At 62.8% G+C, this 24,690-nt stretch carries 17 protein-coding genes; 10 read left to right on the plus strand and 7 right to left on the minus strand.

Annotation, left to right across the window (positions count from 1 at the left end; genetic code table 11):
- Positions 1-73 precede the first annotated feature (73 nt).
- The 3 genes from WF331_RS15770 to tssF form a co-directional block, all read right to left on the minus strand.
- Positions 74-2,809: a type VI secretion system Vgr family protein gene (locus tag WF331_RS15770; RefSeq protein WP_284397814.1), complete on the minus strand. Its 2,736-nt coding sequence runs from the start codon at positions 2,807-2,809 to the stop codon at positions 74-76.
- Between the two features lie 241 nt (positions 2,810-3,050).
- Complete coding sequence (icmH, locus tag WF331_RS15775) at positions 3,051-3,854, minus strand: type IVB secretion system protein IcmH/DotU (protein ID WP_284397817.1); 804 nt, start codon at positions 3,852-3,854, stop codon at positions 3,051-3,053.
- 15 nt (positions 3,855-3,869) lie between these two features.
- Entirely contained in the window at positions 3,870-5,633 is a 1,764-nt protein-coding gene (gene tssF / locus WF331_RS15780) for a type VI secretion system baseplate subunit TssF (RefSeq protein ID WP_340623076.1), read from the minus strand.
- A gap of 281 nt (positions 5,634-5,914) precedes the next feature.
- Between tssF and tssM the strand changes: the two genes are divergently transcribed.
- The gene (gene tssM, locus WF331_RS15785; RefSeq protein ID WP_340623077.1) at positions 5,915-9,589 is read left to right on the plus strand and encodes a type VI secretion system membrane subunit TssM; all 3,675 of its coding nucleotides are present in this window, start codon (positions 5,915-5,917) and stop codon (positions 9,587-9,589) included.
- Positions 9,590-9,656: 67 nt separating this feature from the next.
- On the opposite strand, the gene tssJ is transcribed toward tssM, so the two are convergent.
- From tssJ to tssG, 3 genes are read right to left on the minus strand one after another with little or no spacing between them, the layout of a single operon-like run.
- Positions 9,657-10,445, minus strand: coding sequence for a type VI secretion system lipoprotein TssJ (gene tssJ / locus WF331_RS15790; RefSeq protein WP_340623078.1), 789 nt, complete (start codon positions 10,443-10,445; stop codon positions 9,657-9,659).
- Positions 10,442-11,014, minus strand: a complete 573-nt coding sequence (locus WF331_RS15795; RefSeq protein WP_340623079.1) for an FHA domain-containing protein — start codon at positions 11,012-11,014, stop codon at positions 10,442-10,444. Before WF331_RS15795 ends, tssJ begins: the two co-directional genes overlap by 4 nt.
- Positions 11,011-12,021, minus strand: a complete 1,011-nt coding sequence (gene tssG / locus WF331_RS15800) for a type VI secretion system baseplate subunit TssG (protein ID WP_340623080.1) — start codon at positions 12,019-12,021, stop codon at positions 11,011-11,013. Before tssG ends, WF331_RS15795 begins: the two co-directional genes overlap by 4 nt.
- A 330-nt stretch (positions 12,022-12,351) precedes the next feature.
- On the opposite strand from tssG, the gene WF331_RS15805 reads away from it, so the two are divergent.
- The 3 genes from WF331_RS15805 to WF331_RS15815 are packed head-to-tail and all read left to right on the plus strand — an operon-like array spanning position 12,352 to position 16,515.
- On the plus strand, positions 12,352-13,017 hold the full coding sequence (locus WF331_RS15805; RefSeq protein ID WP_016499174.1) for an ABC transporter ATP-binding protein: 666 nt from the start codon (positions 12,352-12,354) through the stop codon (positions 13,015-13,017).
- Positions 13,017-15,470 (plus strand): ABC transporter permease, encoded by a 2,454-nt coding sequence (locus WF331_RS15810; RefSeq protein ID WP_340623081.1) that lies wholly within the window; start codon positions 13,017-13,019, stop codon positions 15,468-15,470. Before WF331_RS15805 ends, WF331_RS15810 begins: the two co-directional genes overlap by 1 nt.
- Positions 15,460-16,515 (plus strand): lipocalin-like domain-containing protein, encoded by a 1,056-nt coding sequence (locus tag WF331_RS15815; protein ID WP_016499176.1) that lies wholly within the window; start codon positions 15,460-15,462, stop codon positions 16,513-16,515. Before WF331_RS15810 ends, WF331_RS15815 begins: the two co-directional genes overlap by 11 nt.
- Positions 16,516-16,726: 211 nt before the next feature.
- Here WF331_RS15815 and WF331_RS15820 read toward each other — a convergent pair whose 3' ends face one another.
- On the minus strand, positions 16,727-17,473 hold the full coding sequence (locus tag WF331_RS15820) for an enoyl-CoA hydratase-related protein (RefSeq protein WP_340623082.1): 747 nt from the start codon (positions 17,471-17,473) through the stop codon (positions 16,727-16,729).
- A 102-nt stretch (positions 17,474-17,575) separates the two neighbouring features.
- On the opposite strand from WF331_RS15820, the gene WF331_RS15825 reads away from it, so the two are divergent.
- The 6 genes from WF331_RS15825 (at position 17,576) to WF331_RS15850 (ending at position 24,680) form a co-directional block, all read left to right on the plus strand.
- On the plus strand, positions 17,576-18,220 hold the full coding sequence (locus tag WF331_RS15825; RefSeq protein ID WP_016499178.1) for a TetR family transcriptional regulator C-terminal domain-containing protein: 645 nt from the start codon (positions 17,576-17,578) through the stop codon (positions 18,218-18,220).
- Between the two features lie 73 nt (positions 18,221-18,293).
- Positions 18,294-19,010, plus strand: coding sequence for a response regulator (locus WF331_RS15830; protein WP_016499179.1), 717 nt, complete (start codon positions 18,294-18,296; stop codon positions 19,008-19,010).
- Complete coding sequence (locus tag WF331_RS15835) at positions 19,007-19,792, plus strand: substrate-binding periplasmic protein (RefSeq protein WP_049273046.1); 786 nt, start codon at positions 19,007-19,009, stop codon at positions 19,790-19,792. Before WF331_RS15830 ends, WF331_RS15835 begins: the two co-directional genes overlap by 4 nt.
- Entirely contained in the window at positions 19,789-22,041 is a 2,253-nt protein-coding gene (locus WF331_RS15840) for an ATP-binding protein (RefSeq protein WP_016499181.1), read from the plus strand. Before WF331_RS15835 ends, WF331_RS15840 begins: the two co-directional genes overlap by 4 nt.
- Positions 22,042-22,237: 196 nt before the next feature.
- Positions 22,238-23,644 (plus strand): amino acid permease, encoded by a 1,407-nt coding sequence (locus WF331_RS15845; RefSeq protein ID WP_016499182.1) that lies wholly within the window; start codon positions 22,238-22,240, stop codon positions 23,642-23,644.
- 241 nt (positions 23,645-23,885) lie between these two features.
- Positions 23,886-24,680 (plus strand): enoyl-CoA hydratase/isomerase family protein, encoded by a 795-nt coding sequence (locus WF331_RS15850; protein ID WP_284362925.1) that lies wholly within the window; start codon positions 23,886-23,888, stop codon positions 24,678-24,680.
- The last annotated feature ends 10 nt before the right edge of the window (positions 24,681-24,690 follow it).

Genomic DNA, 24,690 nt, shown 5'->3' on the forward strand with positions numbered 1-24,690 from the left:
GACCAGATTGTTCAACGGGACGAGGGCGACTTCGCGCGCTTCGATTTCTTGCTTGGCTTGTGCATTCATTGCTTCAGCCCCCCTCTTGGGTGAGTGCGCTGGCCAGGCGCGCAGCAGTGCTGGTCTGGTTGGTAGGGGTTAAGGAAGGGGCAATGGCGTCCAGGGTGGCTGTGAGCATTTGTGCGCCATGCTTGGCGAGCCCTTCGCTGTTCTGGAGTGAGATAGGGGGGGGCAGCGCTGTACCCGGGCCTGAGAAGTTTTTTGTCAGGTTGTCGAAGTAGCTGCCGGCGTCCCACGGGGCGGCAGGGTCTTTCTCGAAATCAACTGCAGTGGGGCCAGGGCTGACCGCTGCGACCGCCGCAGACCCTGTTTCGCCCAGCTTGCCCGTGAGCACCTGGCCCAGAGCATCCTCCACTTGATAGGAGGCGCCTTTCAATGGGTGGTTGTTGGCGTAGTCGCGGAACAGGTCAAGATTGCCTTTGGCCGCTTTTGGGGCTTCTGAGAAGGTGGCTGTCTGGCTTTGCGCACTCTTGTAGATGAAGTCGGTTGCGTGCCCGGTGTAAGTACCTGCCGTCGCATGCAGAATGCCGCCTGCATTGTAGGTAGTACTGCTACCGCCGCCCTGAATGACCAGCTCCTCTTTGGCCGTAAGGGTGATGCGTTCGGCCGTGGCGGTGATCTTCAGCTTGGCCAGCAGGTTGATGTTGTCCTTGAGTGCTTTCAGGTCGATGTCGCCGGAGGCAGCGACCAGTCGCCAGCCCATGCTCTGCACGAACTGCCGTACCCCTCGGCTGGCACTGATCAGCAGCCGTTTGCCGATGGCCATGCTGGTGTGGCCACCCGTACTCAGGCCCAGGTGCTCGCCGCTGGCGATGTGGGTCGATTCCGGGGTTGTGGTCGCGATACCGGTTGGGCTGGCAAGCACCAATTGTGGGTCGACCAGTTCCGGAAAGCGGTTGGCCTGCGGGTTGCCGCCATAGCCGCAGATGGCGTCATGCTGTGCCTTCAGGGCTTCGCCCACTTCATCCTGATCGCCGCTGTCCTGGGCCTGGTGATCGCGGGCTACCCTGGCGAAGGTGGTGTGGTACTGCTGGGCGGTCTGCAAGCGCTCGGCGGTTTCGGCCAGGTCGGTGTGATGCTGGACGCCGCGGGCGCGCAGTTCGGTGGTCAGCAGCAAGCCACCGCCAGCGCGAATCACGCCGTGGGTGTCGGTGCGCAATTCGAAGCCCTGCCCGCGGGGCTGCCCGCCGAAATGACGCGGATGCGTGAGGTATCCGAGATACAGCGCTGTGTGATCGTGGTCACTCATCAGCGCTGCGCTGATCTGCCCGGTGGTGTCGTCCAGGCGCAGTTCATTATGCCGCTGGCCGTGATGCTCCTTGCTGCGGATCGGGCTGAGTGCCTTGAACTCGGGCAGGCGATACGGTGCGCGGTTGACGATGTGGTAGCTGCGCCCGGTGATCATCGGCTGGTCGGGGTCGCCGTTGAGAAAGCTGACCACCACTTCCTGGCCGACACGGGGTATCGCCATGTGGCCCCAGGTGGCCCCCGCCCACGCCTGGGTCACCCGCACCCAGCACGAACTCTTCTCATCGTCCTGCCCCAGGCGGTCCCATGGAAACTGCACGCGTACGCGGCCGTGCTCATCGCAGTAGATTTCCTCGCCGGGTGGGCCGACCACCTTGGCCATCTGCGGGCCTTCGATCACGGGTTTGGGGCGGGCAGGCCCGTGCCACTGGACGGTGGCCGGAATGAGGCTGGCGGTAAGCGTGTACGAAGCCCCGATTTCTGCCTCGGCGGCATCTTCTTCCAGCGCCGTGAACTGGTGGCCCTTGTGCGTGATGTGCATGGGCCGCCAGAGGATGTTCATGTCTTCACGGGCATGCCCCTCCAGCTGAAAGGCAATACCCGGTTGCACGCGCGCATCGTCACCTACGACCTCGGCCACACGGGCGTTACCAAACAGCGCGTCAGCCCGGGTTTGGGTGAACGGCTTGCCGGCGTTGTCGTGCTTATAGCGGCCGGGGTAGTTATAACGCTCGTAGTCGTTGCCCTGGTTGCCCATGTCCTTGGGGTACAGGGTGTGTTCCAGGTTGTAGCGCGGGTGGGTGAAGGTGTAGTCGCGCTGTACCTGCACACTGGTGCTTACCTGCTCGCGGTAGGTGAACTGGTGCAGGCAGGGCTGCGGGTCCGTGCCACCGCGGTTGGCGACGTACAGCACCGGTTCGCCCTCGAGCATGCCCAACTGGCTGATCTGGTCCACCTGGATAAGGCCATGGCTGCCTTCGCTGTGTTCGAATATCGAGATCAGGCCTTCTTCGGCGCACAGGCGCCAGAAGAAATCCAGGTCCGTTTCACCGGCCTGCACGCAGAACTCGCGGTTTTGGTGCGAATCGTCCAGATGCTGGGTCAGCGTGCCCCACCGACGCGCGCGGAACTGCTCTTCCAGCAGCTTCGGCACCGTGCGGTGCTGAAAGATGCGCCAGTCCGATTGCAGGCCGGCGCGTGCCAGCTGTGGTTCGATCACGGCGCGGTAGCGGGTACGGCGGTGGCCGGTCTTGCCCTGTTCGAAGCGGCTGATCAGACCGTGCACATGGCGCACCGGCTGTTGTTGCTGCCAGAGGGTCAGCACGGCGGGCTGGTCGAGCAGGTTGGCGAAGTCGGCGTTGTCGGCGAAGCTGACCAGTTGGACTTCCAGTCGATACAGCTGGCTGACCCCTTCGGTCAGTTCGAATGACACCACGTCAAACGCAATCGCCTCATCGGCGGGGGTGCTGAAGGTAAAGCGCACATCGTTCAAGTTGCTCATGCGAACTCCTGCGGGTCATCCCATCGGGCAGGTTCATGAAACCGGGCGCGTTATAACGCGTGTGGTACAAGTGCACTCGGGACCATAGCGAGGAATCCATTCCGGGTCGTCATAAGTGCTTCCTAAAAATTTGTAGGAAGTTTCTGAAAGTGCGGCTTTTGGATTTCACATGGCAAAGCCGTACTTACTGCGCTCATAAGCGCAGTGACTGTTGAGTCAAATCAAATCGGAAGTGCCGAGTTTATTGCTGCAGCATTGATTGCAGTGAAATCAGTACTTGCTGAGTAATGCTGTCCAGTTTGCTGGCGAAGTACAGATACACGCCTGTGCAGAACACCACCATGACAACCCATGGCGTCCACCAGGGCAGTTGCCGTTGCATGCGGTAATGCCGGGGCGCGACGTTTTTCAGCGGCTCGGTGAGCGGTTCGGCGCTGGCCTTTGCGCCACGCAGTTCATTGACCCGGTTTCGGATGCGGGTGAGCCAAACCTCTAGCTCCGCGTCGCCATTGGTCTGGTTGGCGTACTTGCCGCGATAGCCCAGAGCCAGGCACCAATACAGAAACACGAACAGGTCATAGCGGCCTTCGGGGGCCGCCAACAGGCGCTCCAGCACGCTGAAGAACTTCTCGCCGCCCCACGTTTCCTGGTGGATGGCACTGAGCAGGGACTCCGCCTTCCACGGTGAGTCGCTGCCCCAGGGCGTGGCCATTACAGCTTCGTCCACCACGCAGCACAGGCAGTACGAGAACACCACGCGGTCACCTTCATCGCAGTGCTCCAGCTGGCGCACCTCCTCGACCATGCCGTAGATCATGGTCTTGACGTGCGCGTGCAGCTGCTCGACATGTGCATAGCGTTCGGTGCCCTCCAGGCGAATGACCAGACCCAGCAAGGGCGAAGCGATATCAAGAATAGGGTTAAGGGTGTTTGATCGGGTGTCGAAGGCCAGTGCGTCGATATGCGGAAACAGTTCGCTGGGTGGCGGCGAATCGTGGCTATCTGCCAGGATTTTTTGGTAATCACGTTCAGGTGCGCTTTGCATGCGTGGACCTCCTGGTCACATCACCGGCTGTCGCCCGGTACGGGCGGGCCAAAGCTGGTGGGTTGCGTTGGCGGTGTTGATGATCTGCAGTTGATGAAAGGCGTTGCTGCTGGCGTACAACGCCATGAAATGTGAAAGCACGTTGCCAAACAGCTGCAACTCGCCCTCGCACTCGAAGCCTGCAGGGTCGATGTGCAGGGTGGTACGCAAGCCGCGTACGGGGCGGCCTTTGATCAGCCAGTCATAGGGTTCGCTGTCCACCTGCCTGATGGCGTCGAGGCGCTGGGTGGTCCTGCGCTTCTGCTGCAGGTCATGAGCCCCGACAAAGTCGTACACCCGCAGCACCGACGCCAGGGCGGCAGGCGAGGAGAGCGACAGGCGGTTCAGGGCCAGATTGGAGATCAGCGCCCAGTGGCATTCACCTTGCGCACCGCTTTGCAGCACGGGCGGATAGCTTGGGGTGGGGCGGGTCAGGTTGCGATAGTTGACGAACGACGGCGTGTCCTGTGTCGTCGCATCAATTTCGCCAACCTTCAGCTGGTGTGCACGGCTACCGCTGCTGCAGGTCAGGTCAATGTTCAGTTCCTCATGCACGCCCAGGTAGGGCGCAAGGTCGTGTTGCACCAGTCGTATGCGGTGTCGAACCTTGTCGTTGATCGGCTCATGCTCGATGTCCAGCTTGTAGTAGCGGGTGGGGGTGGGTTCGTCCAGTGGGTAGCCACGGCTCAGCGAATCGAAGGCTTGGAAGTCCTGGACGTGATGCCTGGATTTCTGGCGCTGGCTGCAGACACGGTCAATGCTGAAAATCTCATCCCCTTCGCGGCCCTTTCGCCCCATTTGCACGGTTTCATGGGTGGGTTGTCCATTCAGGGGGATGGGCTCGGCCCGGCGGCTGAACAGGTTGATGGCGGGGGTGCAGTTGAGCAGCACAGTCGTCCTGTCGATCTGTACATCTGGCGGAAACGGCGCATTGAAGTGGAATTCCAGCTGGATGGGTGTGGCCGCCTGATCGGGCCAGTAGCTCTCCAGCCCTGCAACGCGAAAACCATGAAAGCGCTCGGGGAAGCAGAAGAACTCCTGCAGGATGCGGTAGCCATCCAGCTGCTCGCCGGGGCTGGGCAGCAGGGCTTCATCGGCCGCGAAGCCGACGAAGGTCACTGAAGCGGGTAAGGCAAAGCACTGCTGGCCGATGTTGATGTAGAGCTTGTCCAGGTGTTGCGCCAGCCACTGATAGAGGGTCAGGGCATTGCGGCTGCCGCCAGTCAGGTGAAAGCGCAGGTGGTCGCACTTCATGCGCTGCAACGGTTGCTCAGACAAGGCGCCCAGCTCGATCAACATGACCGCCGATTCGGCGCCGGGCTGCAACCTGACAGTGCGGATTTCCAGTGGCGCGATGGCCAGCTCCGCGCAGGTGCGGAACTCGCAGCTCACGCCCGCAACGGGGCGGGAGAACACCTGTGTGCCCTTGGGCAGCACCTGTGTTTCGCTCAGCGCGTTATCGACGGGCTGGAACTGCATCAGCGTCATGCTTGGCAACGGGCGCAGGTAGTTGGGATAGACCAGTTGCAGCAGCGGGTGAGTCAATTCGGGCAGGTGGTCGTTGATCTTCATGGCCACGCGTGCGGTCAGAAAGGCGAAGTGCTCCAGCACGTGCGCGGCATGCGGTGCCGAGGCTGTGCTGCCGAGAAAAGGCGCCAGCCGCGGCTCGTCCTCGACAAAGTCGTCGCCGAGCTGCTGAAGATACTGTTTTTCCTGCATGAACCAATCTTTAAATTTCATGTGTGTTCTGCCGCTGCTCTATCTTGCGTCTTTCGTAAAAGTTGAGTGGTGTCGACTTTTGTTATTTGTAGGAACGGTCCTACAAGTTGCCGGGAAAGATGTCTTAGATTCTCCAGTGCCCTATTTTGATAGTGCAAAGCACCAGCGGTTGTCTGCCTTGAAAGTGTTAGATCTTATTTCTTGGTTGATAGCATTGGATGTTGTTTTGAGGTGCTGCTACTGTCTCTGGCTGTGAGCAAGTTTGATGCTCGATCAATATGCAGTCGGTAGGGTTTGCCGCCATGAAAGTGAAAAGGGAGTATCTGCTGCAGGGTTTGGCGTTGGTTCAACGCCAGGCAATGCCGGTAATTGTTTGCGCGGTGCTGCTTGGTCTTGCCGTGGCGCTGGTCTGGTTATGGTGGTCGGGCCCCGACTGGCGTTGGCGCGAGTGGCAACCGCTGGCCGACCTGCCTGTGCGGGTTGCAGCTACTGTGCTGCTGGTGGTCATGCCGTTGCTGGCATGGAGCGCACAGGTGTACCGACGCAACGGGGCAATCGTGCGTGAGCAGCACCGGCAGCAGCGCCAGGCCGATGACCCGTGCCTGGTGTACCTCCAGGCCCAACAGCGTTCGCTCGACGCCAGCCTGGCCCGATTGCGCAACAGCCAGGGCGGGCGAGGGCATCGCTATGATGTGCCGTGGTACCTCATCCTCGGTGAGGAGAATGCGGGCAAGTCGAGCTTCGTCAGCCGTTCTGATCAACGTTTTGCACTCACACGCACCGAGCGCAGCGCAGCCCAGCGAGTGACTACCGACCCTGCATTGGTTTTTGCCATTGACTGGTGGATCGGTGACGACGCGGTGCTGATAGATCCGCCGGGTGAACTCATCAGCCAGCCCGAGCGGCCGGCGCCGGAAAGTGTCCAGCTACCGGCAGGCCACGATGACGAGGGCGATGGCAAGGCACTGCCAGCAACGCAGGAGGTGTCAGCGAGCTCAGCCAACCCGGCCGAGCCTGCCGGGCTGCCAGCCGGCATCGAGCGTCGCTTGTGGCAGCACATGATCGGCTGGCTCGCCCATAACCGTAGCCGGCGCCCCCTCAATGGCGTGATCCTGCTGGTCGACATGGCCAACCTGTTTAGCAGCACCGAGCAGCAGCGACGTGACCTGGCGGTTGTACTGCGTGCGCGCCTGACGGAGCTGGGTGGCGAGTTGGGGACGCGCTTGCCGCTCTACGTGGTGATGAGCAAATTCGATTTGCTGGATGGCTTCGAAGCGCTGTTCGCCAGGCTTGCGGCCCGTGAGCGGGAAGAAGTGCAGGGCTTCACCTTTACACTGGGTTCGGTTACGGCTTTTGATGCCTGGCAGGAAGAGCTTGGCAAGGCCTACCAGGCCTTCGTCGAGCGCCTCGGTATCCACTTGATGAAGGCTACTGACGCAGCACCTCGCTCGGCGCGCAAGCGCGCCTACTCGCTACTGCGAGAACTGAGCGGCGCGAACGAGATGTTGCAGGGCTTTCTGGGGGATGTGCTGGGCAGCGACCGGTACTCTACGCCGGCGCTGGTGCGTGGCTTGTACTTTTCGTCGGTTTACCAGCGAGGTGAGGTCCGTAATCTGCTCGCGGATGCCAGCGCGCGTGCTTTTGCCTTCGATCCCCCTGCGTTATCGATCAAACCCCAAGGCACATCGGTGGTGTACTTCGCGCAGCAACTGCTGCAACGGGTGGTGTACCCCGAGGCCGGATTGGCGGGCGATAACCACAAGGTCACCCGGCACAAGGCCCGGCTGCTGAAAAGCAGCGCCGTAGCTGCTGGCGTATGCGGGCTGGCCATTGCCGGCGGTTGGTTGTACTTCTACAGCGCCAACCGTGACAAGGCTGAGCACGTACTGGAAAAGAGCCAGGCATTTGCCAGCACTCGTACGGATGCCAGAAGTGACCTGACCGGGCGCAGCCTGTTGACGTCGCTGGATGAAATCCGTGATGCCGTGAGCCTGTATGGCGACTATCGCTCAGGCTGGACCGGCGTCACCGACATGGGCTTATACCAGGGCAAGGCCATCGGCCCGCAGGTGGACCGAGCGTACCTGAATGCGCTGGCCAAACACTTTTTACCGGCGCTGGCGGGCGGTGTGGCGGCGACCATCAAGCAATCCGCCCCCGGTAGCGACGCGCAATTGGCGGCACTGCGTGTATTGCGCATGATCGAGGAGCGCGCCAATCGCCGGCCGGAGCTGGTTGAACAGTGGATGGCCCGGGAATGGCAAAAGGCCTATCCCGGTCAAGGCCAACTGCAAGCCGCATTGATGCGCCATCTGCAGTACGCCTTGGCTTATGCCGATGTCGAGTTGCCGGAGTACCAGAAAGTCGTGGCTGAAGCCCAGCAACAGTTGCGCAGCTTGCCACTGGCCCAACGTGTCTATATCAGCCTGCGACAGCAGGCCCGGGAACAATTGCATGGCGAGCTGGACCTGCGCAACGAGATCGGCCCCGCGTTCGATATCGTCTATGTGCCGCTGAATACGCGCGGTCACCAGTCGGGGGTCGATGCCAACCTGGCGCTGGCGCCATTGCTGACGGCAAACGGCTTCCGGGACTACTTCGAGCATCACAGCCAGAACGTGGCAGACCATGCCTTGGTCGACCAGTGGGTTTTGGGCGAGCGACGTAACCTGGACTACTCCGAGGTAGACCGCCAAGCCTTGACGGAGCGTCTGCGAGCCCTGTACAGCGCCGACTACATCGACAGTTGGCGGCGCGTGCTGAACCAGTTCTCGGTTACCGAATTCACCGATCTGGCCCACGCCTTGAGTGTGCTGGAACAGGTAACCGGGCCCGCCGCGCCGATTCGCCGCCTGCTGGAAACCGTACGCAGTAATACGCTCATCTATCCGCAAGCCTTCCAGGAGGGCGAGCAAGCTTCGGCAGAGCAACGCGGCCGCGCACAGGCCATGGGCATCTACCGCTCATTTGCCGGCTTGTCCGGCATGCTCGATGGGCAGGGTGACAAACCGTCCTACTATGACGAAACGCTACAGGCGATCAGCGCCGTTCATGACTATGCCAAGGCAGTCCAGGACAACCCCAATCGCGGCAAGGCTGCGCTTGCAGTGGCCCTGAATCGCTTTTCGGAAAAAGATCCCGACCCCATTCGCAACCTGCAGCGCATTGCCACCGGTTTGCCCGAGCCCTTGAACCGGCATGTTCGCCAGCTCGCAGAGCAAACCTCTCAGGTGCTGATGGTCATGGCGTTGCGAGAGCTGGAGCAGCGTTGGGATGTAGAGGTATACAGCGTCTATCAGCAGCGACTGGCTTCACGCTACCCTATCAACCCGGGCGGGGAGGATGTTTCGCTCAAGGACTTCGAGGCGTTCTTCGGCCCGCAGGGCCAGCTCAGGCGTTTTCAGGACCAATACCTTACGCTGTTCCTCAAGGACAACCTCAATGCGCTGTATTCCAGTGCCGCTGAAAGCTACCTGGTCCGCCCCGAGGTCATGGCTCAACTCAAGCAGGCGGATGTCATCCGCAACGCGTTCTTCGACAACCGGGGCGAACTGAAGGTGAGCTTTGGCCTTGAACCGGTGGCCCTCAGCAAGGGATTGCGTGGCAGTGTGTTCGGGCTTGATGGGCAACTGCATGCGTTTGCCGACAGGGGGAAGGAGCCGCTGGGCATGACGTGGCCAGGCCCTGCCGGGGAGAGCGGGTACAGTCGGGTGTCCCTGGTGCAGGCGGCAGGGACTACCGTGAGCCTGGGGTATCACGGCCCATGGTCGTTCTACAGGCTGCTCAGTCGCGGCGGGCTGAATGCCCGCACTGGAAGCAGCGTCGATCTGAGCTTCAACATTGCCGGCGATACAGCGCGCTACAAGTTTCATGCGGCGGATGCCAACAACCCCTTTACCCATCAGCTCTTCGCAGGGTTCGCCTTGCCACAGCGGCTATTGCGAGATGTAAGTGGCAACGCGGTGGCCGAAAGATAGGGGGCCACAGGCGCCATGAAAATCCCGATACCAGAAATCTGGATCGGGATTTTTTGTAAGTGCAAAGTCACTTGTCACGGCGGTATTCACTGTCGTGCCTGAGCTCCACGCCGTTATTCTCGAAGTGCACGTTTACAGTGTGGTTGTAACCGTGCGCCTGGATGCGCACTGCATCTTTCCAACTGCCCTGCGGGTTGTCACCAAGGCGAGCCACGACGGCGATGTAGCGTGTACGTTCGTTGATCTCTTCATGCTCGATGAACTTGAACTTGAACTGGCCTGGGACCAGGCGATAGTCATCGACACGGATCAGCGTGGTGCCCAGTGCCTTGTCCAAATCCTCTTCGATTTGCTCATAGGTGGCATCGAGCAGCAGCGAGTTGTCCCTCAGTTGAAGGACCTTGAAGGCAATGGAAGACGGAGGCTGCGGCTGCGGTAGCGGGGTGGCGTCAGTGGGCACGTTGGTTTGCATCGTTGCATAACTGGCCAGTGCAGCAGGTGCTGTTGCACCGTTGATAGCTTGTTGATGTTCGGCTGTCGCGGGGTCGTTCCGATGTAACTGTTCGGCCAGCGCACTCAGCTTGTCATGCAGTTCTTCTGCATTCTTGGCGCCCAGGTTGGCCGCCATCCTCTTCGTGTGCTCAGGTAGCGCCGAGCGACCCTGCGCATCAACTTGCGCCGAGCTGATGATCGCCGGTGGGGCGACTGAATAAAGGCTCAGGGCCACGTGGCTGATGTCGTTGTTGGGGCCACCGATTGGCAGGGATGGGTCCATTGTTACCTGGTACATCCTGCTGATCGAGGTGCAGCCACCGAACGCCAGGCACGCAAACAACAACCCAATACGCTTGTTCATCTCGCCTCCTCACCGAAGATTTCAGCAATGGCGGGGTCAACCCGGGCAGCTGCGGCCTTTTCCAGATAGGCCAGAGGATCTCGTTCATCCGCCGGTGCAGCTTGTGGTGCCCCAAGGAAACTCAACAGGGCGGTCGCGGGCGAACCCAGTGCCTGCAACGGGCATATCTGCTGCTTGAGCCGTAGCTGCGAAAGCGGGTCATTGGCTGCATGCTGTTGCGGGTGGTCTTCGCTTGCGTGACACAGGCGAATCACAACCTGATATTCACCGATCTGCAGCCTGTCGTTATGCCTGAGGCGGATGTGAGTGCCTGACAACAGTGGGGCGTCACTGCCATTCATGAAGCTCTCGCCGCTGTGGTCGATGACGCAGAAATGGCCCTCATGCCAGCTGACTTCGCAATGCACCGGCAGGATGCGCGCCTTGCAATCATGCAATCGCCAGGTGCCTTGGCTGCCAACGGTGCCGCCAGCCTTGTCGAAGCGATGGTGGGGCTCGCTGCCGTGCAACAGTTTTTCCGGATTGAGAACGGCCAGTGTGATGCCGGGTTGAAGAATATTTTTACTCATGTGCGTACCGTGATGCGAACAGGGGGTGGGGTAGGGTCATTGCGATCAGCGATGAAGCTGGTCCAGCCGAGGTGGGTGCCGTGCTCTGGTCGCAGGCTGAAGGGCGGAGCTTCTGTGGGGTTCAGGCGCAACTCCAGGTCATACGCCCCAACGTCTCGGAGCAGGAAGTCGAGCAGTCGGCTCAATTTTTGAAAGTTGCCACCGCTGGGCAGGAATTCGCGGAACTGCTGCTGGCTCAGGCCTGCGAGCACGATGGTGAACTTGCTGCTGCGTGACTCGGTGCGGCCGCCGAGCAGAAAGTTGCAGCCCACCTGGCTGTTGCAGCCGCCCAGGCGATTGCGCTGGGGTGGCGGGATTTGCACGCTACGCTTTTCGAATTCGCGAATGGCAACCTGTTCGAGGTCGAAACAGTGCGCGATCGTGCCCGCCACCATGCCGGGCGAGCGGCTGCGGCTGGCAATCATGCCTACGAAGCTGAGCAGCCGGCTCCAGGGGAGCGGGGTGGCCCCGCGCAACTGCGCATCATCCAGGCCGATCAAGGCAAAGATGTAGCGGGAGAAGCCGTCTGTCGCGCCTGGCTGAAAGCGCCGGTAATAGCGGTACTTGCGCCAGCCCTGGTGCAGCAGGGTATGCAGGCGATGGTTGAAGAAGTTGAAGTACGCCGGGCGCAAGCCGATGCCATGGGCATTTTCGTAGGCGATTTCGTCGAGGTAGTAGGTGGGCAGCGGCGAGTCGGTGCCATGCAGGCCGAGGAAGCTGGCCTCGATACGGTAACGGTCACTTCCCAGGCTATCGGCACGCAGCACGTCGGCAGCAGGGAAAGACAGCCGGGGGGATACTTCCAGGCGCAATCGGCGACGCGTCTCGCGAGAAGGCGGCCGCTGCTCCAGGTCATCACCATGCAGTTGGTAAAGTAATTCAAGCAGTTGAAAATAGTTGTACTGGTGGGCGCCCTTCAAAACACTATCGACCTTGCCCGTCGTGTGCGGCTTGTCTGGGTCTTCCATGGCTGAGCCTCTTGCCGGAACAACGAAGTAAAGGCTGATCGTAGACCAATGTTTTTGCTTCAGGTCATTGATTTCATGTCAAAAAGTTAATGTTTATAAATCAATGAATCTTCTGTAGGAAGTTTCCTTTTTTGTTTATTGGCGATTAAAGAGTTTGTTTGTTGCCGGCTTCGATGAGTTTGGTGTTGGTAGCATTTTGTTGGGGCTTTTGATTCGAGCGCCACCTGTCAAGGCAGCGGGTTGTATGTCGTGAAAACCGGACGAGTTTTCGGGTGTATTTCCCCGAACCTGCTATTCCTGAAAGGACACCCAACCCACCAAGGCCCGTCGATGCTCGCCATCGAACAGCTCCACAAATCATTCCCCACCCCCCAAGGCCCGCTCCCTGTCCTGCAGGGGGTGGACCTGCGCCTGCCACGCGGTAGCAGCCTGGCGCTGATGGGGGAGTCGGGCAGCGGCAAGAGCACGTTGCTGCACTTGATTGCCGGCCTGGACCGTGCCGACAGCGGCCGCATCCTGATCGACGACGTCCCGCTCGACGGCCGTTCCGAGGCGTCGCTGGCGCAGTGGCGGCGGGAGGGGATTGGCCTGGTGTTCCAGCAATACAACCTGATCAGTAGCCTGGACGTGGCGGCGAACCTCGCCTTTCAGGCCAGGCTGGCTGGCAGGCATGACCCACAATGGGTGGGTTACCTGTCAGAGCAGTTGGGCCTGGCAGGTTTGCTGGCGCGCTACCCTGAGCAGTTGTCCGGTGGCCAGCAGCAACGGGTCGCCATCGGCCGCGCCCTGGCTGGGCGCCCGGCCTGGCTGCTGGCCGACGAACCCACCGGCAGCCTTGACGAAGCCAGCAGCGATGAGGTGCTGAGCCTGTTGCTGCAACTGGTCGCCGAGGCCGGCAGCGGTGTGCTGATGGTGACCCACAGCCCCCGGCTGGCGGCACGCTTGCAGCGGCGTTGCCAGCTGCAGGCCGGTCACGTTCAGCCAGAGTCGGGGTGATGAGGCTTTTGTCGCTGGCCCTGTTGGCGTTTTTCAGCCATTGGCGGCGCCATCGTGTGCAGTTTTTCAGCATCTTCACCGGGCTGTGGCTGGCCACGGCGCTGTGGACGGGCGTGCAGGCGCTGAACAGCCAGGCACGCAGCGACTACGCCCGCGCCAGTGCCGTGCTGGCCGGGCCGCTGCAGGCGCAGCTGGTGCCGCGCAACGGTGAGCGCTTCGACCAAGGGCTTTACGTGCAATTGCGCAAGCAGGGTTGGCCAGTAACGCCCGTGCTGGAAGGGCGCTTGCGTTTGCCTGGGGGGCCCGCGCGCAGTGTGCGCCTGTTGGGCATCGAACCTTTGAGCCTGCCGCCGGCCAGCAGCATTGCCGGTGTGCAGCCGCAAGCATTCGATGTGCAAGCGTTCATCGGCACGCCCGGGCAAGCGTGGGCCGGGCCAGACACCTTGCGGCAACTGGGCGCAGAGCGTGGGGCAGCGGTGCGCGACAGCGAAGGGCAATTGCTACCCCCCATGATCCTGCAGCCTGCATTGGCGCCTGGGGTGATCGTGGTCGATATCGGCCATGCCCAGCGGTTGCTGCACGCGCCTGGGCAGTTGTCGCGATTGCTGGTGGCCGGCAAGCCAGGGCCGCTGCCTGCTGATATTGCGGTTTACCTCGAACTGCAACCGCAACAGGACGACGGCGGGTTGCAGCGGCTGACTGACAGCTTTCACCTCAACCTGACTGCTCTCGGCCTGCTGGCGTTCGTCGTAGGCCTGTTTATCGCCCATGCCGCCATCGGTCTGGCGCTAGAACAGCGGCGTGGGTTGATCCGCAATCTGCGCGCCTGTGGCGTCAGCTTGAACACCCTGCTGTGCGCCTTGATGCTGGAGCTGGGTCTGTTCGCCGTCCTGGGCGGGCTGGCCGGTGTGGCCAGCGGGTATGTGCTGGCCGCGTGGTTGTTGCCCGATGTGGCAGCCAGTTTGCGCGGCCTGTACGGCGCCCAGGTTGCCGGTACCCTGAGCCTGCCCGCGTGGTGGTGGCTGGTGGGGCTGCTTGTGAGTGTGCTGGGGGCATTGCTGGCAGGGCTGGGCAGTGTGTTACGTGCAGCCCGGTTGCCATTGCTGGCGTTGGCGCAGCCTCAGGCTTGGCGGCTGGCGCAGGGGCCATGGTTGAGGCGCCAGGCTTGCATAGCGGGCGTCCTGTTGCTGCTGGCCTTGGGCTGTGGCGTGCTGGGTAACCGCCTGGCCAGCGCGTTTGCCATGCTTGCTGGGCTGTTGCTGGCGGCGGCGCTGTTGTTGCCGGCCTTGCTCGACCGGGCTCTGGCCTTGCTGACGCGGTATTGCCGGCGGCCTTTGGCGCAATGGTTCGTCGCCGATAGCCGCCAGCAACTGCCGGCACTGAGTTTGGCGCTGATGGCACTGTTGCTGGCGCTGGCTGCCAGTGTCGGCGTGGGCAGCATGACCGAAGGCTTTCGCAAGACCTTTGTCGGCTGGCTGGACCTGCGCCTGTCTGCCGACCTGTACGTCAGCCCTCGGGATACAGCCCAAGGTCTGGAAATTGCGCAATGGCTAGGGCAGCAATCGGCAGCCAGTGTGGTGCTGCCCGGCTGGCGCGTAGAAACGCAGTTGCAGGGCTGGCCGGTGCAGCTTCAGGGCATCGTCGATCACCCGGGATACCTGAAGCGTTGGCCGTTGCTGCAGGAGAAGCCTCACGCCTGGGAAGCGTTGGCCGGCGGGCATGCGGTGATGCTCAGCGAACAGCTGGCCAGGCGCCTGAGGGTGCAACTGGGCGACCGCCTGGCGCTGCCTTCAGAGGCGATGACAGTGGTGGGGATCTATGCCGATTACGGTAACCCCAAGGGGCACGTGCTGGTCAATGCCAGCTGGTTGCGCAAGCAATGGCCGCAGGCCACGCTGACCGGGTTGAGCGTTGATCTGCCCGCTGAACAATTGCCCGTCATCAAGGCAGCGTTGCAGCAGCACTTCGCCTTGGACGACAGCCGCGTAGTGGAGCAGGCGCGCCTGAAACGCTGGTCTACCGAGGTGTTCAACCGCACCTTTGCCGCCACTGCCGCGCTCAACAGCCTCACGCTTGGCGTGGCCGGGGTGGCGCTGTTCATCAACCTGCTGACGCTGGGCCAGACGCGGCTGAGCCAGCTGGCGCCCCTGTGGGCGTTGGGTGTGCAGCGCAGCCAACTGGTGTGGCTGAGCTTGGGGCAGACACTGATGCTGAGCAGTTTCACGGTACTGCTGGCAATCCCGTTGGGGGTGTTGCTGGCATGGTGCCTGGTGGCGGTGGTCAACGTGCAGGCGTTCGGCTGGCGCCTGCCGCTTTACGTATTCCCCGTGCAGCTGCTGCAACTGGCCGCCTTGGGGTTGTTCACCAGCCTGTTGGCCAGCGCCTGGCCGTTGTGGCAACTGGCGCGCCGCCAGCCCCGCGAACTGTTGAGGCCGTTTACCGATGAAGCGTAACGCCTTGCTGTTGCTATGCGGCCTGCTATGCGCTTGTGACCCGCCGGCGCCACCAAGCTATGCCGGGTTGGGGCAGCAGGCGGACGGTTTCAACCAGGTGGCCCGCGCGCATCGCCTGGAATTCCCGCGTGACCATGGCGCACACGATGGCTTTCGCATCGAATGGTGGTACGTCACTGCCAACCTCAAGGACGCCCAGGGGCGTGACTGGGGCGCCCAGTGGACCCTGTTCCGCTCGGCCCTGCGCCCCGGCCCTGAAACCACCGACTGGAACAGCCCCAACCTGTGGATGGGGCACGCGGCCCTGACCGGGCCGGGTGGTCACCAGTCTGGCGAAACCCTGGCGCGCGGCGGTATCGGCCAGGCCGGCGTGCAGGCCCAGCCGTTCCGTGCCTGGATCAATGATTGGTCGTTGCAGGGCAGGGCGGGCATCGAAAGCCTGCAAATGGCTGCCGGTGGCGAAGGTTTTCGCTACGACTTGCGTTTGCGCAGTGATCGCCCCCTGGTGCTGCACGGCGACCAGGGTTACAGCGAGAAATCCGGCAAGGGGCAGGCCTCTTACTATTACAGCCAGCCGTTTTACCGTGTGCACGGGGAGGTAGAGCGTGGAGGCATGTGCATCGCGGTCACCGGCCAGGCCTGGCTGGACCGGGAATGGAGCAGCCAGCCGCTGGCGGCCGGGCAAACGGGGTGGGACTGGTTTTCCCTGCACCTGGACAGTGGTGCCAGGCTGATGTTGTTCCAGGTGCGTCAGGCCGAGGGCGATGCCTACCGCGCCGGCACGTGGGTTGGCCCGCAAGGTGAAGTGGTAGCGCTGCAAGGCGCGCAGGTTCAGTTGCAGGCCCTGGCCTGGGCCGAGCAGAAGAATGGCAAACAGGTACCGACGCGCTGGCGGGTGCAGGTGCCGGCGCATGGGGTGGATGTGCAGGTCGAGGCGGTGGAACCACAGGCCTGGATGGACACACGGTTCCCGTACTGGGAAGGGCCGGTGCGGTTGAGCGGGAATGCCGGTGGGCGCGGGTATCTGGAGATGACCGGGTACTAGTGCAACACATTCCCGCGATCATGCACCCACACATACAGCATGGCCCAAACCTGCGCGGTACTTGTGGGAGCGGGCAAGCCCGCGAAGCAGTCTGCTCGGTGGATGGCACGGGCTATGCCCGTGTTCGCGGGCATGCCCGCTCCCACAGGTACCGCGCAAACTTGAAAAGTTTGAGCAACACAGTCGCGCCCACAAGGGGCGCGTCATCGTTTCAATCTTTGATCAGCCGCCGTAACACGGCGCGTGCTTCTCCGGTGCGCAAGCACTCGATGAACAACTGGCTTTCCCGCACCACCGTGGCCTCCAGCTCCGCCCGCTGGCTGTCCTTCATCAGCCGCTTGCTGATGCGCAGCGCCGCCTGCGGGTAAGTTTGCAGCTGCCGTGCCAGCTTGCGCGCTGCGGCCAGGCACTCTTCGCCATCTTCATGCAGCTCATTGGCCAGCCCCCAGGCCACCGCCTGTTCGCCATCCAGCAACGCGTTACCCAGCAGCAGGCCGGCGGCGCGGGCCTGGCCAAGCAAGCGTGGCAGCAACAGACTGGAGCCAAACTCCGGGCACACCCCCAACGGTGCGAAAGGCATGCGCAGTTTGGTCGAGCGGCTGACCAGCACCTGGTCACAATGCAGGAGCAAGGTGGCGCCGATGCCGATTGCTGCGCCACTGACTGCCGCGATCAGCGGCTTGTCCAGCCCCATGACCACCCGCATCAGGCGGAACACCGGGCTGTCCAGGTCAGTGGGCGGGTTGTCGAGGAAGTCGCGCAGGTCGTTGCCAGCGGTGAAGCAGTGGGCGCCACCGGTGATGATAATGGCATCGACGCCAGGGTCTTCACCCGCTGCCAGCAGCAGGTCGCCCAGTTGCAGGTACATGGCGGTGTTCAGGGCGTTGAGCTTGTCCGGGCGGTTGAAGGCCAGGGTCAGCAGGCCTTGGTCCAGCTCGCGTGTGATCAGGTCGTTCATGGCAGCCGCTTTTGTTGTTGTGGGTACGTCTGCCAAGGGTTTATCACGCAGTCCGGCTTGTTGTACAGTCGTTCAGTCCAGCCCCTGAACCGAGAACCCTTGATGAGCCAGGAAGCCCGCTACCACCGCATGCTGCCGGAATTGCGCAAGGCCAACCTGGTCGAAGCGACCCTGGTGTGCCTCAAACGCCACGGATTCCAAGGGGCTTCGATCCGCAAGATTTCGGCCGAGGCCGGGGTCTCGGTCGGGCTGATCAGCCACCACTACGCCGGCAAGGACGAGCTGGTTGCCGAAGCCTACCTGGCCGTCACCGGGCGGGTGATGGGGCTGCTGCGTGAAGCCATGGCGCAGGCCGCGCCCAATGCCCGGGAGCGGCTGTCGGCGTTTTTCCGCGCCTCGTTTTGCGCAGAGTTGCTCGACCCGCAGCTGCTCGACGCCTGGCTGGCTTTCTGGGGCGCGGTCAAGACGGCCGATGCGATCAACCAGGTGCATGATCATTCCTATGGCGAGTACCGCAAGGAGCTGAGCCGGTTGCTGGCCGAGTTGGCCACGCAGGAGGGCTGGCAGGGCTTCGATGCCGACCTCGCGGCCATCAGCCTCAGTGCCCTGCTCGATGGCCTGTGGCTGGAGTCGGGGCTCAACCCCGGCACCTTCACCCCCGAGCAGGGCGTGATTATCTGCGAGGCCTGGGTCGATGGCCTGCAGGCCGGTGGTCGGCGGCGCTTCAGCCTGCCCGAGGGCTGTTGATCGTCTGTTCAGTAACGAGTACGCTGCTGGCGCGAGTGTGTAGAACAACACCAATAAAAAGAGACAACACGCAATGACGCCTCGGGTATTGATCGTCGATGACGATCCGCTTATTCGTGACTTGCTGCAGGCCTATCTGTCCCAGGAAGGCTACGACGTGCACTGTGCCGACACGGCAGAAAAGGCCGAAGCCCTGCTTGGCAGCCAGGATGTCGACCTGGTGCTGCTGGACATCCGCTTGCCCGGCAAGGACGGCCTCACCCTGACCCGCGAGCTGCGGGTGCGCTCGGAGGTGGGCATCATCCTCATCACCGGCCGCAACGACGACATCGACCGCATTGTCGGCCTGGAATGCGGCGCCGACGACTACGTGATCAAACCGCTCAACCCCCGCGAGCTGGTATCACGCGCCAAAAACCTGATCCGCCGCGTGCGCCATGCCCGCGAAGTGCACCCGGCACCGGCCTGCGCGCAGTCGCTGAAGCAGTTTGCCGACTGGGCGCTGGACACCGACCGCCGTCGCCTGATCGACCCACGGGGCGGGCAAACCCTGCTGACCCACGGTGAGTTCCAGTTGCTCAGCGTGTTCCTGCGCAACAGCGGCCATACCCTGAGCCGCGACCAGCTGATGGACCAGATTCGCAACCGCGAGTGGGTGCCCAACGACCGCTCCATCGACGTGCTGGTCGGTCGCCTGCGGCGCAAGCTGCACGATGACCCGGCCGAGCCGCAACTGATCATCACCATTCACGGCACCGGCTACCTGTTCACTGCCAGCGTGGCCGCATGACCCACCGCGCCCGCCGTGCCTGGGGGATGGCGCTGGCGTTGCTCAGTGTGCCGGCCGGTGCGGCACAGACGGTGCGCTATTGCGATTACCCGGTGTACCCGCCGATGTCCTGGAGCGACGGCCACCAGGTGCGTGGCCTGGCGCCAACCGTGGTGCGCGAACTGTTCGCACGCATGGGCTACGACGTGCAGACCGTGGTGCTGGGCAACTGGAAGCGCTGCCTGATGGACGCTGCCGCCGGGCGGGTAGACGTGGTGCTGGCCTACAACAGCGACCAACGTGACCAGCGCATGCATTTTTCCACGGAGCCGGTAGTGCGCGAGGAAGTGGCTGTGTTCTACAACCGCAAACGGCCAGTGCAGTTTCAGCAGCTGGAGGACCTGGCCGGTTACCGCGGCGGCCTGTTGTACGGCGAAAGCTACGGCGCCGAATTCGACCGCTTCGTCGCCCGGCATCAGAACATCGAGCGGGTGTCTTCCAGCCAGCAGAACTTCGGCAAGCTGATCCGCGGGCGCATCGACTATGTGATCCAGGAGCGGCGCACCGGTCAACTGTTCATCGAGCACCTGCCAGGCGCGCAGGACATCCGCGTATTGCCCAGCGCGCTGAGCGTGGACTACCTGCGCGTTGCCGTGTCGCGGCAATCACCCCTGAGCCAGCACATGGATGAAATCGACGCGCAGTTGCGGCGCATGAACCAGGCTGGCGAGATCACGCGCTGGCTGGAGCAGAGCGAGGTCACCTACCGCGACATGATCAACCTGCCGGCGGATGCCCGATGATTCGCCTGCACACCGATGGCCTGCTGCGCCGCCTGCTTCGGTTCATCCTGTTGTTCAGCCTGTGCTTTACCGTTCTGGCCAGTAGCGTGCAGCTGTATTTCGAATACCGCCGCGAGATGCGCGACATCGAGGCACGCATGGCGTTGATCCGCGCCGGCTACCTCGCCAGCCTGGAGCGCAGCCTGTGGGACCTCGACGAGGCGCAGCTCGATACGCAATTGCGCGGCCTGGTGGATTTTTCCGACGTGGCCCGGGTGCGCTTGGTTAGCGACGATTTTCAACTGCTGCGAGGGGAGGCCGAACCCAAGGGGCCGCTGCGCATCGAGCGCTTCCCCCTGGATTATCAGCCCCCCTCGGGCCCCGCCAGGCACCTGGGTGAGCTGGAAGTGAGTATCGACCTGGGGGCGGTGCACCATCGGTTGTATGCCACCGGCCTTGCCAGCCTGCTGTGGATGGGGGTGTTCCTGTGCGGCCTTGCAGTGGCGCTGTCGGGGCTGTTCTATCGCCTGGTCACCCGCCATCTGCAAGTGATGGCCGAGTTCGCCCGGCGTATTGGCGCCGGCCAATGGCAGGAACCGTTGCGCCTGGGGCGCCGCCGTTCATCGCGCCCTGACGAAATCGACACGGTGGCCAATGCCCTGGACGATATGCGCCGCGCCATTCTCAGCGACATTGAACGCCGCGAGCGCGACCGCCTGGCGTTGCAAGACAAGCGCGACGAACTGCAGGCCATGGTCGAGCGACGTACCGCCAGCCTGGCCCGGGCCAAGGATGACGCCGAGGCCGCCAACCTGGCCAAGTCGCGCTTTCTGGCAACCATGAGCCACGAGCTGCGCACCCCGCTCAACGGTATCCTGGGCATGGCCGAGCTGCTACGCGGTGGCCGGCTGGATGCAGCCGACCGTCAGCGCCTGGAAGCCTTGTACAAGGCCGGCGAGGGGCTGTTGGCAATTCTCAACGAAGTGCTGTACTTCGCCCGGCTCGAAGAAGGGGAGAGCCGCGCCGAGCTGGTCGGCTTTTCGCTGCGCCAATTGTGCCAGGAAGTGCTGGCGCTGCTCGAACCCATGGCTGCGGACAACGGCGACACACTGCATCTGGAGGTTGATGAGCAGTTGGCCGGTTACCAGCACGGCGCCGAGCAGTACCTGCGTCAGGTGCTCAGCAACCTGCTGGCCAATGCCATCAAATTCACCGAGCACGGCCAGGTGCGGCTCAAGGTACAGGTGCTGGCCAGCGATGCGACCACGCAGCGCCTGCGGCTGTCTGTCAGTGACAATGGCATCGGCATCGAGCCGGCTGTACAGGCAAAAATCTTCGACCGCTTCGTCCAGGCCAGCGAAGCCGTGGCCCGCCGCTACGGCGGCACCGGTCTGGGCCTGGCGATCTGCAAGCACCTGGTGGAAAAGCTGGGGGGCTGCATTGGCCTGGACAGTGTGCAAGGGCAGGGCAGCTGCTTCTGGTTCGAACTCGACATCGCCCTTGGGCAGCCCGTTGCGGCCAATACCCCGGCCCACTCGGTCAGCGCCAGCCTGGATATCCTGGTGGTCGAGGACGTCGCGCTGAACCGTGAGGTGGCGGGCAGCCTGCTGGTGCGCGATGGCCACCGGGTGAGCTTTGCCGAGGATGCCGGGCAGGCCCTGCAGCTGTGCGCTCAGCGGCGCTTCGACCTGATCCTGCTCGACGTTCACCTGCCCGGCATGAGCGGGGTGGAACTTTGCCGGCAGCTTCGGGCCACCCCCGGGCCAAACCACTACAGCCGGATAGTGGCGCTGACTGCTGGCGTGCAACCGGGGCAAGTGTCGGGTTACCTGGAAGCCGGCATGCAAGGTGTGCTGGCCAAGCCTCTGCGGCTGGCCAACCTGCGCCAGGCGCTGGCCGACGCGAAGCCGACTGAAGAGGCCGGTATTGACGCGAACATGGACTGGTCGCTGCTGGCCACCCACCGCTCGCTGCTGGGCGAGCAGAAGCTGCAAGGCCTGCTGAAGGTGTTGCACCAGTCACTGGAGCAGCACGCCACGGGGTTGGCCGAGGCGCTGCCGGCCCAGGACTTTACCGAAGTGCTGCACCTGGCCCATCGCCTGGCCGGCAGTTGCGATTCCCTGGGTTTTTCTGGCCTTGCTGCGCTGTTGCGACGCCTGGAAGACGCAGCCCGCCAGCATGACGGGCAGGCGCTGAACGCACTTGCCGAGCCACTGGCAAACCAGCTCGGCCAGGCCCGTGCGACCCTGGAACAGTTGATCCAGAGCTGACGTACAAAAAACTTACGACTTTTTACATCTTCGATCCGTTCGTACAACGGCACCTTACATCCGTTTCCAATAATCCATGGCAACCGTGTTGCACGCGGTCCATGAGGCTTATTGGAGACAAGAATAATGACATGCCGTAGCGCTCAGCCCCTCTTTCGTACCGCCCCCCGCACCTGCCGCAATGGCGAGGTGCGCCATGACTGACAACCACGAAAAAATCCAGCTCACCCGCGCCCTGAAAAGCCGGCACATCTTCATGCTGTCGCTGGGCGGGGTGATCGGCACCGGCCTGTTCATGGGTTCGGGCGTGACCATCAACCAGGGCGGGCCGGTGGGCGCGATCCTGGCGTACCTGGTGGCCGGCTTGCTGATGTACCTGGTGATGGTCTGCCTGGGTGAACTGTCGGTGCAGATGCCGGTGTCCGGCTCGTTCCAGGCCCACGCCACGAAGTTCATCGGCCCGGCCACCGGCTTCATGATCGGCTGGGTGTACTGGATGAGCTGGGCCACTACCGTGGGCCTGGAGTTCACCGCTGCCGGCATGCTGATGACCCGCTGGTTCCCCGAGGTGCCGATCTGGTACTGGTCGGCACTGTTCGTGGTCGTGCTGTTCGGCCTCAACGCCCTGGCCACTCGCGCTTTTGGCGAGGCCGAGTACTGGTTCTCGGGCATCAAGGTGGCGACCATCCTTGGTTTTATCATCATTGGCCTGCTGGTGATTTTTGGCGCCATCCCGCTGAGCAGCGGGGCACCGGCGCCGATGCTGGACAACCTGGTGGGCGAGTCGCTGTTCCCCCATGGCCTGTCGGCGGTGTTCGCGGTAATGATGACCGTGGTCTATGCGTTCCAGGGCTGTGAAATCATGGGCGTGGCGGCCGGTGAAACCGAGCACCCGGAAAAGAGCATCCCGCGGGCGGTGCGCAATGTGGTGTTCCGTGTGCTGATTTTCTACGTGCTGGCGATTGCCGTGCTGTCGGCCATTGTGCCGTTCGAGCAGGCCGGCCTGATGGAAAGCCCCTTCGTGCAGGTGTTCGACATGGTCGGCATTCCCTTTGCTGCCGACGTGATGAACTTCGTCATCCTCACCGCCATCCTGTCGGTGGGCAACTCTGGGCTGTATGCGTCTACGCGCATTCTGTGGGCGATGTCCAAGAGCGGCATGGCGCCGAAAAGCCTGGCGCCGCTGAGCAAGCGCGGCGTACCGCTGCGGGCGCTGAGCATCACCCTGTGCTTTGCCTTGGTGTCGCTTATGACCAGCTTCATTGCCGCCGACACCCTGTTCATGGTGCTGATGGCGGTGAGCGGCATGTCCGGCACCGTGACCTGGATCGTCATCGCCCTGGCGCAGTACCGCTTCCGCAAGGCCTACCTGCGTGAAGGTGGGCAACTGCAGGACCTGAAGTACAGGGCGCCGCTGTACCCACTGGTGCCGCTGCTGTGCATCACCCTGTGCAGCTCGCTGTTTGTGTTCCTGGCACTGGATGAAACCCAGCGGCCGTCGCTGTACTGGGGCTTTGGCTTTATTGCCCTGTGCTACGCGGCGTACTTCTTCGTCAATCGCCGCCGGCAGGGTGCCTTTGAGCCGAGCGCGCCTGGCGTTTGATGCCGTGGGTCGTTGGTTGTAAGTGTTCGGCGAAGCATTTTTATTGTCTGTGAGATCGAGCGCCGCCCGCGCGGCGCTCGATCTCACAGGCAACGAAAATGCAATGCCAAAAGAAACCCGCGTAACAGCAAAAACCGAGTTGTGCGAAGTTGTAACAGCCCATCCCGCCTTGTTGAACACTCGTTTAGTATCTCCCTCATCAAGCCCTCCCAAAACCATCACAACAACACCGAGGCCCCCCATGACCACCCCGTCGTCGTCACTGTTGAGCAAAGTCGAAGCCGGCGTTGCCTGGATCACCCTCAACCGCCCCGAGCAACGCAACGCGCTGGACATTCCCACCCTTAAGCAACTGCACGCCTTGCTCGAAAGCCACAACAGCGACCCGGCCGTACGCGTGGTGGTGCTTACCGGCAGCGGCCGCAGCTTCTGCGCAGGCGCCGACCTGGCCGAATGGGCTGCCGCCGAAGCCGCGGGCACCCTGGAAAGCTACGGCTGGACCGAAACCGCCCACGCCCTGATGTTGCGGCTGCACAGCCTCGACAAGCCCACCCTCGCCGCCATCAACGGCACCGCCGTGGGCGGGGGCATGGACCTCAGCCTGTGCTGCGACCTGCGTATCGCCGCCGCTTCTGCGCGCTTCAAGGCTGGTTACACCAGCATGGGCTACAGCCCCGATGCCGGCGCCAGCTGGCACTTGCCACGGCTGATCGGCAGCGAGCAGGCCAAGCGCTTGTTGTTCCTCGATGAACTGTGGGGCGCCGAGCGTGCCTTGGCGGCCGGGCTGGTCAGCGAAGTCTGCGCCGACGAGCAACTGCCCGCCGTGGCGGCCGAGCTGGCCTGGCGCCTGGCCAATGGCCCGACGTTCGCCTATGCGCAGACCAAGCAGCTGATCCGCGACGGCGCCCGCCGCACCTTGGCCGAGCAGCTGGAGGCCGAGCGCCACGCCGGCCTGCTGTGCGGCCGCAGCCAGGATGGCGCCGAGGCGCTGCAAGCCTCGGTTGAACGCCGCGCCCCCCGTTTCACCGGCCAGTAACCCGATACCG

Source organism: Pseudomonas sp. YNh (assembly GCF_037993085.1).
Classification (GTDB): Bacteria; Pseudomonadota; Gammaproteobacteria; order Pseudomonadales; family Pseudomonadaceae; genus Aquipseudomonas; species Aquipseudomonas putida.